This window comes from Methanosarcina sp. MTP4, assembly GCF_000970045.1.
Classification (GTDB): Archaea; Halobacteriota; Methanosarcinia; order Methanosarcinales; family Methanosarcinaceae; genus MTP4.
This window is the reverse complement of record NZ_CP009505.1, coordinates 1,821,475-1,835,343: the sequence shown is the minus strand read 5'-3', so window position 1 is coordinate 1,835,343 and position 13,869 is coordinate 1,821,475. Positions and strand designations below refer to the sequence as shown.

Genomic DNA, 13,869 nt, shown 5'->3' with positions numbered 1-13,869 from the left:
AATATATAAAATAAATAATGCACAATATATTTGGAAGTTGACAAAAATTTATGATTGGGCTATCCGTTACTGAAGGGAACTGTATTCTTAGTAAAGAGTGAAGTGAGAAATAACAGATTATGAGATTACAACTCCTGAAAAAACATTATAGGCATAGAAAAATGAGCGAGATAGAAACTTGCTGCTTTTAAATAAACATTGCCGGTTTTTCAAGCGCTCGGATTCAGGCAGGCGGAGGCGGGGGAGGGGCAGATTGAAGCGGCCCGACGACTGAAAAAATATATTTTTACAGAATTTGGAAGTTTCACTCACAAAAAAATCCGAGGAGCCGGGAATTAATATCAACCTATTATGAATTGCCAAACATTTGATTTGCGTTATTTCAGCTCACAAACAGTTACTTTATTTTCAATCTCGTTTATGAATTTACTAACCGAATCTTTTCGGGTATAAATAATCAAGTCACTCATAGCCCTCGTCACACCAACGTAAAAAAGTCTTCTTTCCTCCTCGTATCTACCTTTTTTACTTGAAAGAGTTGCGGGTCCAAAAATGTCAGGGTTTTCTAATTCACAGGGGAAGCCGTACAGGTCTTCCACCACATTCAGCAGAAAAACAACCTTTGCTTGCAAACCTTTGCTTCTGTGAACCGTCATGAAGGGTACTTTATTCGGGTTTTTGCTTCCATCAAAAGAAATAGGAACATTCAACTTTTCGGCATGTTCCCTTAACTTATTCTGCATCATTATATTTTTTCCAATTCTGGATAGAAGTAAAATGTCTTTTGGCTCATAACCTTCATCAAGATAACACTTTATTAAATCGACACAATGCGTGGTAATTTGGGAATAGTACCTGTATGAGGACCTGCGACCATAACCTGAGGTGTAGACCCTGATGGGAGTTTCATCATTATTTTTAGCAAAGGTTTCTTTTTCGATCTGTGAACCCTTATTGTGTACTATAATTTCAGCCCCAGTGTTCACGATAGACTTACAGCTCCTATAATTTATAGAAAGGTCAGTCCTTGCAGGATGATCGAAGTATTCATGGAAGTTGACGAAAAAATCAAGGTTGGACCCTGAAAAACCCATTATGCTCTGCCAATCGTCTCCCACGCAAAATAGCTTACACCCTTCATTTTTATTCATAAGTTCACGTATAAGTTCATATCTTTGAGCACTTATGTCCTGATATTCATCAATTAAAATCTGGTCAAAAGAGTTTTTGTATAATTCCCTGTCTTCTTTTAGTTCTTTCACAGCAAGATTGATCATATCAGAAAAATCAATTTTGTTTTCATTTCTTAATTCATTATCATAAGTTTCATAAATATCTAAAGCGATGCTTGCAAACCTTTTTTGTTTTGCAGACCATCTCCCATTTAAGAGCCTTTGCTCAATCTTTTTCGGGGACACGTTATACGTTTTAGCAATTGTTATAAATCGACCAATATTGAAAGAAAGACCTTTGACAGATTCCCTGCATTCAGCACTCAATCTATTAACAATTTGCTCATACGGAGCAGGGGTGAACTCAAAATCTTTATCCGGGTACTTTGCCTTTAAAGCAATTGTCATCTTTTCGGTCAAAGATTTCTCAAAATCAGTTTCTTTGAATTCGTAATGCCTGGTTTCAACAAGAGAATACTTTTCCTGCTGTGAAAATTTCTCAATTTTTTTCGCCATGCCTTTTCTGTATTCTTCAGATGCATTTTCACCCTCAAACCAATCCGGCACATTGCCATCTCTGTCTATTGCCCAATGTTCAAGGTATATGTCATAATCCGGAAAGAAAAAATCAGGTCTTGGGACTTTTTTATCGCCGTTGGAATCGGTATAAGCCATCCATTCCGCAGGATTTTCGTAAAATACCCTTATCCTTTCTCCGTTTAAGTTGTGACTCAGGAAAAAGTTCAGTATAGCCCTTTCAGCCTCACTTTTGACCTTAGTGCCGTCAAGAGCCGTATACGTTAGACCCTTCATGTATTTGTAAAATTCTTCTTTTTCTTCGAAATCATCTTTACTCTTGACTATCTCATTATCATGGTAACGTTTCATGTAATTCATAATTTTCTTCTGGAAATTCCCGTCCGTTTTTTTAAGACTGAATAGGGAATTTACATGGCTGGAAAATTCTCTTTCAAAATTGTAGCCAGAAAATTTTAATTCGGGGGTCTCTTTACCTGAGTTTTTACAGGCGTCTTCAAGAATTTTCTTTCCCAATGAATGAAAAGTCCTGACTTCTATAGCATCAATCCCGAACCTTTCACCAAGTCTCTTTCTAACTTCTCCAGCCGCTTTATTCTGAAACGCAAGAATAAGTATTTTTTTAGAGTCAACCCCATCAGGGGCCCTTTCCGTGAGGTAAGCAGCTCTGGTAATCAGGACTTCGGTTTTTCCAGAACCAGCACCTGCTACAACTAAATTATGTGTATCGTCAATTACTATGGATCTTTTTTGTGAGTCGTCCAGAGGAAAAGGAGACTTCTGAAACAAAGTGTCGTATTTTTGGATTCTTTCCTGTATGAAATCCTCATTGTCATGTGCCTTAAGTTCATTCAATAAACAGGTTAGTTGCTCCACTGATCTACCGATAAAGTCTTTAGAAGGCTCATCTAAAAGTCTACTTTTATGCGTATAAATAGAACAGTTACCTAAACAACTCTTGCAGGCGTTGATTAATTTTTCCTTCTCATGATAAGTTAAGTAAGTCTCCTTTCTTATTTTGTATGATTCGTAACTTTTGCACAAGTCTAAAATAGTTTTTTCAATATTTTCTTTTGCTTCTTCACTTATGCTTTCCTTCTCGGATCTCAAAATTTTATATACATAGCTCGAATAATCTGCGAGATGATCTTTTTTAAGAAAAACCAGCGAAAGTAAAAATAAAATTAAGAGTGGAACGACAAACTCAGGAAAAAAGATTGCAGCTAGGAAAAATAAAAGCAACATATGCTTTAGTTTAAGCCTTGAATCACCATTATTCGCCTCATCTAAAGTTATCCCAACACCTTCTGAAAACTTCAAAGTAAGTATATTAAGAGCTTGATACAGTTACTATACAAACAATGTATAAAAAAGATAGGTGAACTGGAAAATATAATATTTCAATCGGTACTCAAATATGTAAGGCAGGGTATAAGGAAACAATGAATTATGCATTTAAACAAGGTTGAAAAAATTTTGAAAAGGCATTTTTTCAGGCCTTATGTATCGAATTGATCAAGATTTCTTTTTTTCGATCGCTCGAATTCGGACAGGCGGAGGCGGGGAGGGGCGGATTGAAGCAACCCGCCAACCGAAAAAATATATTAATACAGAATTGGGATTCACACAGCTTCTGAACTGGTGGAAGGTTTTTCAGCAACAGCCACATACTCAGCAAAGGATTCCGATTCCGGAATTGGCAAATTGTCTTCCAGCAGTCCCTGGACATGCATTTCAATAGCCTCATGGATATTTTGTTCTACCTCAGCCCGGGTGGAGCCGGTTGCTACACAGCCCGGAAGGTCAGGGGAATACGCTGAATAATTGTTGTTTGCTTTTTCGATCACAACAAGGAAACGGTACATTGTCAATCCTCCATTTTCAACTGAGCTTGCTTTAATATGCTGTTTAATGTGCCTGGTGCAAGATCTTCTCGGCTATGACCCGCGATTGTTACCCTTCCTGGTTTGGTCGGGTGCTTATATTGTCGGTGACTACCTCTCGTAGCGACCAGATACCAGCCGTCGGCTTCGAGGAGTTTTATAACCTCACGCACTTTTATTTTCCACCACTATGTTTCCCGGTTCTTTGATAATATGTTCTCCGATCCGGGGTAGAGGCAGTCCATTCCTCAACCTGAAAATAATCCATTCATCGATGACTTCTTCCAGGTTTCTGCGGCATTCTTCAAGGGTCTCGCCGGTAGCCCATACACCTTCAAGTTCGGGAACCTCCCCGTAATAGGGTTCCTCATCATCAATTATTTCGTATCCAGCTTTTTCAAGGGCTGCCTGGATATACTGGATAAGCATGATTACACCTGTCCGAAAATGGTATATCTAGTTTTATGCTGTTTAAATCTTATATAGATTCTGTGGAGAAGTGAAATAAAGTTTTTAGTTGTCGATTTTTCAGGTTTCTTAAAAAGGATTCAGGGATGATTGAAGCAGCCCTCCGACCGAAAAAATATATTTTAACTTAATAGGGGTCGAAAGGAAAAACTTAACACTGCAATCAAAAACCACCCCACATCAAAAAAGATATTGATTATCTAAAAGCAGCCTCGAGGGAGTCGAGAGAGAGTATCAGGTTACCAGGTTAAGAAAAAGTATCAGTCCGCTTGAGCGAAGCGAAACGGACCTCGTGCTGTTGCACTTGCAGTGCAACTCCCCGAAAATCTCTGATTTTCTGTGATCCCGAAGCGAAACTCGGGTGGAACTGCTGCTTTTAAATAAACATTGCCGGGGGTTTCGATCGCTCAAATTCGGACAGGTGGATTCGGGGAATCGGATTGAAGTGACCGCCGACAGCAAAAATATATTTTAATTGATTTGGGGTCGGGAAAACTCTCCAAAATTCAGGAAAACACCCCATGCCAAAAATCTGATTGATGCTCTAAAATAGCCAGGATGAAGATATCTCGACGCAGCTTAAATATGATCTGCCATGCAAAGTGCTACTTCCGAACGCTGCAAAAGCTCACGGGTTAAGAAAAAATTATGTTCCGGATCCGGGATTTATTTAAAAAAAGTGGAAAAGAAATAAGTATTGGTGTAAACTCAGTTACACAAATGATACTTAATACCTGTTTTCTCTGGGTGTCCTGTGGTTGGGAAGACACTCTCTGCAGTAAACCGGTCTTTCCGGGTCAGGCTTGAAAGGTACCTCTGTTTCAGCTTTGCAGTCTGAACAGGTTGCCTTGTGCATTTCTCTGGGAGCGCCGAAATTATTATTTCCTCTGGATCTGTCATTAAACATTTTTGTTTCACCTTGGTTTTAGTTGTTAGTAAATAGTTTAAAAATAAGATTGTATAGAACTCTTTGATTAAAAACAAAAATTGGTTTTTAACAACAGATTATTATACGTCTCTTGATTTTCAACACACATACATCGCACTTAAAATATATAAATATATCTATAATTGCATAAGTAAACTCTCTCAAATGAGAGAACTCTTTCCAGGCATGACTTGAATAAGAAATAACAACCCATTTTCTGACATGTCCTGAAACCAGAATTGCTTGAAAAACCTACCACTATAATTTGAAAGCAGCCACCCCTCGCCAAAAATATATTGCTTATCCAAAAACAGCCCACAGGGAGTCGGAAAAGGAGAGGGAGGATAAAAATGGGCGGGATGGCAACTGCTGCTCTTAGCTGTACGTTGCTGGAGGGTTCGATCGCTCGAATTCGGACAGGCGGATGCGGGGTATAAGATTGAAGTGACCGCCAACAGCAAAAATATATTTTAATTGATTTGGGGTCGGAAAAGCCCTCAATGATTGAGGAAAACCACCCCACGTCAAAAAAGATATTGATTATATAAAAGCAGCCTCGAGGGAGTCAGTATAAGAGATCAGGTTGTCAAGTTGAGATAAATTATCAGTCCGCTTGAGCGAAGCGAAACGGACCTCGTGCTGTTGCACTTGCAGTGTAACTCCCAGTAAATCTTCGATTTACTGTGATCCCGAAGCGAAACTTGGGTGGAACTGCTGCTGCTTAAATGTACGTTGCGGGGTTTTCGATCGCTCGAATTCAGACAGGTGGATATGCGGGGGAGGGGCAGATTGAAGCATCCCGCTGACAGAAAAAATATATTTCAATTTGCTTTAAAATTGCATAAGACTTTCTCACAAAGCGATGAAAAGAAGAATGTAAGCGGTAAGATCCTTTCTGGAAGCCGATCATTAGCGAGTACTATGAAAAATAATTGGTAGTCAGAGATTTGAACTCAGCAGTTTTTTCACTTCCCATAGAACGTCTTCTATAAAAACTTCGGGAGATTCTTTGGGTTCTGCTTCGTTTCCTAGATGGACATGGTATGGAAATGTTTTCAGATCATTCCAGTGAGGGGAATTGTCCCATCGTCTTACCATTTCATCCCCTTTTTGAAGGTGATAGGAATATCGTCTGAAGTCTGGGCTTATACTCTCATTAATCTGCAATACGTAACCACCTTTGAGAGTCGCTCTTGCTTTCAGGGCCTGGACCGGAGGTTCAACTATTGCTTTGATTACGTTTAATTCTAGTACAATCTCGCTGGAAGAAAGAGCAGAAAAAGCTTTGCTTATTGTCATAGGAACTGTTCCCAGTACCTTGCTGCTTTGACGTAGCTTTCCCAGATTATGAAATCATCCCATTCTTCAAAGTCTTCTTCACCTGTTCTCGAATGGATTCTTTTTTCAAAAGCAGAAAAGTCCATGCCGTATTTCTTTTCCATTTCTGCTATCATTTTGCCATAGTAATCCATCTTTTGTTCGGCCTGGTCATGCACAAGCCGTTTCAAAGCCTCCTGTTCATCTTTATACAGGCCTACTTTTACCATATCGCTAATGGGTTCAAAGATTTTTCTGGGGATTTTTACATATTCAATAGCATCGCCCAAAAGTACCACCTAATTACCAATTTGGTTTTCCAACCTTAAATGTATTTGTATACTCCCTGTGCCTCCCATTTCCACTCAATTCTATTGGAGAGGTATTTGTGAAGGAGATTAAGGACTAAATTTCCAGAGCCACCGGTAAGCAAAGAAATATATTTTAACTGAATTAGGATCGAGAGGAAAAACATACCACTGCTATTCGAAAAACATCCCACGTAAAAGGTCGTATTGATTTTCTAAAAGCAGCCCCGAAGGAAAACGATCGAGGACAGGAGGGAGAAAATAGGCGGGAGGGGAATTGCTGCTTCTTAACTGTACGTTGCCGGGGTTTCGTTCGCCCAAATTCGGACAAGCGGATGCGAGGGAGATTGAAGTGACCGCCAACAGAAAAAATATATTTTAATTGATTTGGGGTCGAAAAAGCCCTCAATGATTGAGAAAAACCACCCCACGCCAAAAAAGATATTGATTATCTAAAAGCAGCCCCGAAGGAGTCAGTATAAGAGATCAGGTTGCCAAGTTGAGATAAATAATCAGTCCGCTTGAGCAAAGCGAAACGGACCTCGTTCTCCCGAAGCGAAACTCGGGAAGCGAAACTCGGGTGAGAAAAATGTGCGGGGGGAGACTGCTGCTTCTTAAATGTACGTTGCCGGGGGACTTCGATCGCTCGAATTCGGACAGGCAGAGGGTGGGGAGGGGCAGATTGAAGCAGCCCGCCAACCGTAAAAATATATATTTAAAAAAATGGGATTTACACAACTTCTGAACTGGTGGAGGATTTCTCAGCAATAGCCACATACTCGGCAAAGGATTCCGATTCCGGAATTGGCAAATTGTCTTCCAGCAGGCCCTGGACATGCATTTCAATGGCCTTATGGATATTTCTCTACCTTGATCCGGGTGGAGCCAGTAGCTACACAGCCTGTTCAGTGATGGGGTAGTTGACCTCCGATCAGGAAGTCTTTTTTTCCTTCAGGATTCCGGTTGTAATCTGCCTATTCTTTTTTGCTTCTCGGAAATTGGGGTTTATTTCGAAAGCCCTGTTAAAGCATTCGAGAGCTTCCTCATACATTTCCAGATCATACAAAACCGTTCCCTTGTTGTTCAGGGCAGAAAAATCATCAGGACGTATGGCCAGAAGCTTATCAAAACATTCGAATGATTTTTCGTATTCCTTGAGATATGAGTAAACAACACCCTTTGAGTTCCAGATTTTCAGATTTTCAGGGTCCAAAGTAAGTGCCCGATCATAGTTCTCAATTGCTTCCCCATATTTTCTAAGTTCCTGAAAGGAATATCCACGCTGAGCCCGGGCACTGGAAGTTTCGGAACCAAGGGCAAAAGCCATGTCGAAGGATTCTATTGCCTCTTCAAAGCTTCCGGAATAATTGGCCGCACACCCTTTCGAAATCCAGATTTCCGGGTCTTTCGGGCTGATGGCCAGAATTTTGTTGAAGGCCTGAAGAGCTCGCCTGTGCCTGCCAAGGAAATAGTTGGCGTCTCCTTTTATCTTGAGAGCCTCAAGGGACTTCGGAGAGCACTTCAGGGCAGCGTCGGCATAGTTCAGTGCGTCCTGAAACTTTGAATATCTCATTAGTATTCGGGCGCTGGCTAGCAGGGAATAAAAATTATCAGGCTCTATTTCAAGGGCTTTGTAATAAGCTTTAAGGGATTCAGGATCTCTTTCAAGCATCTGCAGCATATCTGCTTTTGAAATCCAGAGATTTGCAAGTTTGGGATTCAATTTAAGGGCCTTTTCATAGGCTTCGAGGGCTTCCTCGTACCTTTTAAGTTTCTGTAAAGCTGCTCCTTTCCCATGCCAGGCCTCAAAGATTTTTTTGTTGAGGGCCAGGCCTCTATCATAGGCTTCTATGGCCTCCTCATTCCTGTCCAGAGTGTTCAATACTCCGGCTCTGGAAAACCAGGTTTCTGCAGCTTTAGGGTCAATTTCGAGAGCTCTGGTATAACATTCAAGAGCTTTTTCATAGTTTTCCAGCCTCGAAAAAGAATTTCCTCTATTAACCCACATCCAATCATTTTCCGGGTAAAGGATAACGGCCCGGGCGTAGAGTTCAAGAGCTTCTTCATCCCTTCCATCTTCGAATAGAAAGGCTCCTTTATTCAAAAAAGCATTCTCAGAGTCCGGGTTAATGGCAAAGATCATGTCAAATAATTCGAAAGCTTCATCTTTCTTCCCTGCCTGGAATAAAACTTCGGCCATTTGAAACAGGAGGTCTTCAAATTTTGGATTAAGTTTGTAGGCCCGTTTGAAACATGCAAGTTTTTTCTCCGGGTCGCTGACGTCCATACCCCTTTTGAACCAGACACTGGCGTCATTTTCATCGGATTTCTTATTTAATTTAAAGAATTTCTCTTTAGCCAGTTCTTCCCTGTTTACTTTCTTTTTTATTGATTTTCTTTTAGCCATTTTTGGCACACTCCAGAAGCCAGGTCAAATGTTTTAAAAATCCTGAAAATTCTAAAAATTGAATCCACTGTATGACGTACTTTGCCTTAGGGTATTTCGGCCGGATATCGAGAGCCTGGCCTATGTAATATTAGCACGGGTATATAAAAATAGCTGGTGCTTTTCCAGTAAAACGAGTTTTTTCAAATATCCAGGCCCTCGAGATCGGAACACCTCTCAATGCATTTCTCAGCCTCCTCGAACCTTCCAAGTTCACCCAGCACTTTTGCTTTCCGGCTCCAGGCCTCCCTGCACCTGCAGTTGAATTCAAGGACCGTATCGTAAGCCCCTATGGCCTCTTCATATTCCTTAAGGTCCTCAAATGAGTTTCCTTTTTCAGTCTAGGAGTTTTCATTTTCAAATCCCAGTTGCATTTCTTTATCAAAAGACTCCAGGGCTTCTCCAAAAAAACTCAGAGCTTGGAAAGATTGCGGAGGTGTTGAATATAAGTTTATTGTTCTGCGCGATAAAGATGGTGAAGACTGCATCAGTTTGAAAAATAACCTGGTACGAATTCTGGATCAGATTGAAGCAGCCCACCAACCGAAAAAATATATTTTTACAGGATTGGCCACGAGGGGGATTTTCGTTTCGAATAAGCAGTCCGCTTTTAAAGGCTCCACTGAAAAATATCCGGGTGACGCTCTCCAAAAGATTCAATTTCATGAGATGTGTAGCGATGTTTCTTATACAAGCAAGGAAAGTAAAAAGTATGGACTTCACGGGGACATGGCACATTTATGAGATGGAAATGTGGGATGAAGAGTATTTCAATATGGAAGTTCAGGCTTATATTATGATAGAGCCAGACAACCTGGGACATTTTCAATTTGGTCTGGTTTATGGTTATATCGACGGCAGGATTGTTGATTATGCTGAGGGCAAAAGGTTTGAATTCACCTGGGAAGGAAATGATGAGTGCGACCACGCTTTAGGTAGTGGTTGGGTCAGGATAAAAGAAAAAGATGTACTGGAAGGCGAATTTAGAATTCATCTCGGAGACAGTTCTACTTTTTTAGCAAGGAGAGCAAAGTAATAAAATCGAGTAATCTGAAAAAGGTCCTGCAAAGTGCTCCTTCTAAAGCTGCAAGAATCACGAGTTATATCGGATTACTCAATATTTAACCGATAACGATACTCATGCGATTCAGGTAAAACTTCCGTACCTTACAGTTAAATTTCATAATCACTGCCAGTGCCAATGCCAAAAAAGTATACTTTCATTAAATCGGGAAAAAACTTCAATATCGGATTGATTCAAAAAATGCCGATACCGATATATAGCGTGGGACCAATATCGGATATGACAAATTATGTCCGATACCGATATATCCCTGATTCGAGAAGAACTTCTTGCACGTATTGATGAAAAAATGAAGCGGCTCAACTCCATGCGCCCCCTTCCAGCGGATGCTCTGGGAAGGTTGCATGAAGAGATGAGGCTGGTGCATACATATCACTCCAATGCGATAGAAGGAAATACACTCACACTCTCGGAAACAAAACTCGTCCTGGAAGAGGGGCTGACAATTGGTGGGAAATCGGTGCTTGAGCACCTTGAAGCGGTCAATAACGCAAAAGCTTTCGACCGGATAGAAGAGCTTGCAAAGAATAAGAAAGCAATAAACAACGTTACAATTCAGGAAATCCATGAAATTGTGACCGGAGGCATACTCGATAATGCCGGCAGATACCGCACAACAAACGTAAGGATAAGTGGCGCGATAAAGAGCCCGCCTGATAGGTCGAAGATAGTAAAACTGATGGACGAGCTGACTGAGATCATAAAAAAAAGCAAAAGACATCCCATTGAAACAGCTTCCTTCCTGCACCACAGCTTTGTTGAAATCCATCCTTTTACCGACGGGAACGGCAGGGTTGCCCGGCTCCTTACAAACCTGTATTTGATAGCAAGGAACTATCCGCCCATAGTGCTCAAAAAGGAGGAAAGAGGAAAATACTACAAAGCCCTCAGAGCCGCAGATTCTGGAAACCTCAGTCCTTTTGCCAATTTCATTGCAAAAGCCGTTGATGAAAGCCTGACCCTCTACCTTTCCATCTCCGGCGGATCCGACGAACTGCTTCCCCTCAAAGAACTTGCCCCGGAAACTCCATATTCCCAGGAATATCTCAGCCTGCGTGCAAGGCAGGGGCTCCTGGACGCGGTGAAAATAGGAAAAACCTGGCATAGTTCAAAACGTGCTGTCGAAAAATATCAATCCGACCATGGAAAGAAGGGTGTTTGATTTAGGGCTTTTCCTTCCTGAGTAATTTGAAGCTAACTTCAACAGCTGAACAGCCTGAAGAGAAAAGAGCGGGATGGGAACTGCTAATCTCCCCTTGATTTTACAGTTCTTCATTTGAGAGTTGTGTTATGATTATCTATACTGACAGGATAAACAGCCACCTCAGACATTGCCCAATAAAATCACTGCAAAAAAAGTAATTATCAGACAGGCAAAAGTGAAGACAAGTGGAAGGATTTCTTTTCTCTCTTCTTCTTTCGATAGTTGTGCTGGCGTCCCATTTACATAGAGCAGATATAGCAAAGGCAGCAAGCCTGGCAATACCCAGAAGAAATATTTGATATTGGCATATGAAACCACTTCAATTGCTGTCATCGCAATTAATGCAATTGATAACCAGCCTATAGAAAGATAAATCCTGATTATTGTCTTCTTTTTTAAGGACGGAAATAATTGAAGAATATGAAATTTTTCACTCATAAATTTCACCCACTTTAACATCAATTAATACATTACAAAAAAACAAATCATGCAGCTTCCCCTGATTGAGAGCCTGCAGTAGCCGCAAACAAGAGCATTGAAACCGTCGTCAACATTAAGACTGCAATTCTTTCATTTATTGTACTTCTCAATATATTTCACATTCTACATATTATTTCTGACCGACCCTGAATGAAGTTAGATAAGGTTAATGTCTGAAAACCAAACTTCGATCGCCTAATCACCACCTAATCTGAACAAGCGGTCCCAGGTTGATCAGATTGAAGCAGCCCGCCGACCGAAAAAATATATTTTTACTGAATTGGGATCGAGAGGAAAACGTACCACTGCAATTCGAAAAACCCCACGCAAAAAGTCTTATCGATTATCCAAAAAACCTTCTGTTTACGTGCTAATTTTAGATAGCCCGGGAACTCACCGGTCGGCGAAGACGACCGGCCTTTTTTAATACTGCTTGGAAATATAGTCCGAACGTAAACATTTACACTTAAGTTATAAACCACGGAAGACACGGAAAGCACGGAAGGATTGTCCCCTATTTCCTCCATTCAGTGTTTTTGAAATAACAGCAACCAAACAACACAAAACGACTTTTTTTACCCGCCTAATGTAATATCCTGATCCTGATAAAATTCTATTGCATTATACAGGTGTTCCGGCTTAAAATCCGGCCACATTTCATCAACTACATATATGTCTGAGTATACCGTCTGGATTGGGAGCATTCCACTGAGCCTGCGTCTTCCTCCCCAGCGAATAAGTAAATCTATTCTTGGGATGTCTGCCGATGCAATGTTTTCTAGCAATTTTTTATTATCTGAAGAGTTATCAAATGCATACGCTAAATCCCATTGCCAACCATAATTTATCAAAAAATTTATCTTTATTTTACCTGTTCCAACTTTAGTTTTCTTTGTGTATGCAAGTAACTCTTTCGGAAATATATCAGAATTAGTATTCCCTACTACAAGCAGTTCGGCATCACGTATAGCAATCTCTTTAACTGATTTTATACAGGCATCTACAAACGCTTTTCTTTGAACCTGAGGTCTTTTTGTGTTATCCTGAGTAAATCCAAAAAAAGTAACTTCATCTATTCCAGCTTTCACGCATATGTCATATACTTCCAGGCCGGAAATTATTCCATATTTATATCCTTCATGTTTTTCCAGGCCTCTAGCCAGAGCCCATCTTCTATTACCATCCGGTATTATGGCAATATGTTTTGGCAATCTTTTAAATTTTGGTATTTCCAGAAAATTACCCCCCTATCTCTTTGCTTAAAAATGCTATAAATAACCTTCATCTGGATTCGGTTAACGAATTTTATGCACAACTTTGAATACCTTATATAGTGATTTATCCAGCATAATTCTTAGATATATAGCATAAAAAACACTTTTTGACGTTTTGTACCTTGACCGAATCCAAATGGAGCTGCTCTATCTGTAAGAAGAGATTTTTTGATCCTGAAAAGCTAAGCCCACAAAAATTTAAACTTCAAAAGGGTTTCTGCAACTCATCCTCTGCAAGAGATTCCAGGCAGGCCTGAATCCTTTCCTTAAGATTTTCAATTGCTTCTTCTGCCGTATCCCCTTGCGAAAAACATTCAGGAAAGCCAGGAAAGCCAGGAAAGCCAGGAAAGCTGGCAATAAATCCCCCCGTTTTTTCGTCTTCCTCAAGGATAATTTTGAGCCTCATAATACTGATAATAAGCCTTTTTACTTAAATTCCTGAGGGTAGAAGAGTTTCAAATTCTTCTTGCTTGCAGAGCAGCCTGCAGGTTTTTTCCAGTACACCTGGACTTAACTATTGCATTTTCATTCCATCTCTAATCCGGTTCCTCAAAAATCCACTTTCATCTAAGTAATCTTCATTACGATGACGATGTTTCAAGCAATAATCGTCATTATAATGATGATATTTGCAGTTAAAATCGTCATTATAATGATGATATTTGCAGTTAAAATCGTCATTATAATGATGATATTTGCAGTTAAAATCGTCATTATAATGAAAGATATAAATACTCACGACTTTCGCTTTTGATTATCCTAAAATGA

General features: G+C 40.2%; 14 protein-coding genes. 2 read left to right on the top strand and 12 right to left on the bottom strand.

The annotated features are described in order from the left end of the window. Positions 1 to 377: 377 nt before the first annotated feature. The 9 genes from MSMTP_RS07795 to MSMTP_RS20360 all read right to left on the bottom strand — a co-directional run bounded on the left by MSMTP_RS07795 (position 378) and on the right by MSMTP_RS20360 (position 9,352). Positions 378 to 3,029 carry a UvrD-helicase domain-containing protein gene (locus MSMTP_RS07795; protein WP_156153737.1) on the bottom strand — a complete coding sequence of 884 codons (2,652 nt, stop codon included), beginning with the start codon at positions 3,027 to 3,029 and terminating at the stop codon, positions 378 to 380. 302 nt (positions 3,030 to 3,331) lie between these two features. Beyond that, positions 3,332 to 3,574: a type II toxin-antitoxin system HicB family antitoxin gene (locus MSMTP_RS07790; protein WP_048178529.1), complete on the bottom strand. Its 243-nt coding sequence runs from the start codon at positions 3,572 to 3,574 to the stop codon at positions 3,332 to 3,334. 2 nt (positions 3,575 to 3,576) lie between these two features. Further along, positions 3,577 to 3,765: a type II toxin-antitoxin system HicA family toxin gene (locus tag MSMTP_RS07785; RefSeq protein WP_231582963.1), complete on the bottom strand. Its 189-nt coding sequence runs from the start codon at positions 3,763 to 3,765 to the stop codon at positions 3,577 to 3,579. After that, entirely contained in the window at positions 3,758 to 4,021 is a 264-nt protein-coding gene (locus MSMTP_RS07780) for a type II toxin-antitoxin system HicB family antitoxin (protein ID WP_048178527.1), read from the bottom strand. The genes MSMTP_RS07785 and MSMTP_RS07780 overlap by 8 nt, the downstream gene beginning before the upstream one ends. A 766-nt stretch (positions 4,022 to 4,787) precedes the next feature. Further along, positions 4,788 to 4,967: a CxxC-x17-CxxC domain-containing protein gene (locus MSMTP_RS07775; RefSeq protein WP_048178526.1), complete on the bottom strand. Its 180-nt coding sequence runs from the start codon at positions 4,965 to 4,967 to the stop codon at positions 4,788 to 4,790. Positions 4,968 to 5,927: 960 nt separating this feature from the next. Further along, positions 5,928 to 6,287: a DUF6516 family protein gene (locus MSMTP_RS07765; RefSeq protein ID WP_048178524.1), complete on the bottom strand. Its 360-nt coding sequence runs from the start codon at positions 6,285 to 6,287 to the stop codon at positions 5,928 to 5,930. Then, complete coding sequence (locus MSMTP_RS07760; protein ID WP_231582962.1) at positions 6,284 to 6,604, bottom strand: hypothetical protein; 321 nt, start codon at positions 6,602 to 6,604, stop codon at positions 6,284 to 6,286. The genes MSMTP_RS07765 and MSMTP_RS07760 overlap by 4 nt, the downstream gene beginning before the upstream one ends. A gap of 940 nt (positions 6,605 to 7,544) precedes the next feature. After that, positions 7,545 to 9,020 (bottom strand): tetratricopeptide repeat protein, encoded by a 1,476-nt coding sequence (locus MSMTP_RS07755; protein WP_048178522.1) that lies wholly within the window; start codon positions 9,018 to 9,020, stop codon positions 7,545 to 7,547. A gap of 182 nt (positions 9,021 to 9,202) precedes the next feature. After that, on the bottom strand, positions 9,203 to 9,352 hold the full coding sequence (locus tag MSMTP_RS20360; RefSeq protein WP_082090546.1) for a tetratricopeptide repeat protein: 150 nt from the start codon (positions 9,350 to 9,352) through the stop codon (positions 9,203 to 9,205). Positions 9,353 to 9,738: 386 nt separating this feature from the next. Between MSMTP_RS20360 and MSMTP_RS07745 the strand changes: the two genes are divergently transcribed. Together MSMTP_RS07745 and MSMTP_RS07740 are read left to right on the top strand one after the other, a co-directional pair. Then, complete coding sequence (locus tag MSMTP_RS07745) at positions 9,739 to 10,095, top strand: hypothetical protein (protein WP_231582961.1); 357 nt, start codon at positions 9,739 to 9,741, stop codon at positions 10,093 to 10,095. 277 nt (positions 10,096 to 10,372) lie between these two features. Then, on the top strand, positions 10,373 to 11,305 hold the full coding sequence (locus MSMTP_RS07740; RefSeq protein WP_052718318.1) for a Fic family protein: 933 nt from the start codon (positions 10,373 to 10,375) through the stop codon (positions 11,303 to 11,305). Between the two features lie 162 nt (positions 11,306 to 11,467). On the opposite strand, the gene MSMTP_RS07735 is transcribed toward MSMTP_RS07740, so the two are convergent. From MSMTP_RS07735 to MSMTP_RS07725, 3 genes are all read right to left on the bottom strand, one after another. Next, the gene (locus MSMTP_RS07735) at positions 11,468 to 11,785 is read right to left on the bottom strand and encodes a hypothetical protein (RefSeq protein ID WP_156153736.1); all 318 of its coding nucleotides are present in this window, start codon (positions 11,783 to 11,785) and stop codon (positions 11,468 to 11,470) included. Positions 11,786 to 12,402: 617 nt separating this feature from the next. Beyond that, a complete protein-coding gene (locus MSMTP_RS07730; RefSeq protein ID WP_231582960.1) occupies positions 12,403 to 13,038 on the bottom strand; it encodes an undecaprenyl diphosphate synthase family protein in 636 nt (211 codons plus the stop codon). A gap of 268 nt (positions 13,039 to 13,306) precedes the next feature. Then, a complete protein-coding gene (locus MSMTP_RS07725; protein ID WP_048178518.1) occupies positions 13,307 to 13,507 on the bottom strand; it encodes a type II toxin-antitoxin system HicB family antitoxin in 201 nt (66 codons plus the stop codon). Between the last annotated feature and the right edge of the window lie 362 nt (positions 13,508 to 13,869).

Excerpts from the sequence above, each read along its gene's own strand:
- MSMTP_RS07790 (WP_048178529.1), bottom strand. The coding sequence starts at position 3,574 with ATGTACCGTTTCCTTGTTGTGATCGAAAAAGCAAACAACAATTATTCA.
- MSMTP_RS07780 (WP_048178527.1), bottom strand. The coding sequence starts at position 4,021 with ATGCTTATCCAGTATATCCAGGCAGCCCTTGAAAAAGCTGGATACGAA.
- MSMTP_RS07775 (WP_048178526.1), bottom strand. The coding sequence starts at position 4,967 with ATGTTTAATGACAGATCCAGAGGAAATAATAATTTCGGCGCTCCCAGA.
- MSMTP_RS07765 (WP_048178524.1), bottom strand. The coding sequence starts at position 6,287 with ATGACAATAAGCAAAGCTTTTTCTGCTCTTTCTTCCAGCGAGATTGTA.
- MSMTP_RS07755 (WP_048178522.1), bottom strand. The coding sequence starts at position 9,020 with ATGGCTAAAAGAAAATCAATAAAAAAGAAAGTAAACAGGGAAGAACTG.
- MSMTP_RS07745 (WP_231582961.1), top strand. The coding sequence starts at position 9,739 with ATGTTTCTTATACAAGCAAGGAAAGTAAAAAGTATGGACTTCACGGGG.
- MSMTP_RS07740 (WP_052718318.1), top strand. The coding sequence starts at position 10,373 with ATGTCCGATACCGATATATCCCTGATTCGAGAAGAACTTCTTGCACGT.
- MSMTP_RS07735 (WP_156153736.1), bottom strand. The coding sequence starts at position 11,785 with ATGAGTGAAAAATTTCATATTCTTCAATTATTTCCGTCCTTAAAAAAG.
- MSMTP_RS07725 (WP_048178518.1), bottom strand. The coding sequence starts at position 13,507 with ATGAGGCTCAAAATTATCCTTGAGGAAGACGAAAAAACGGGGGGATTT.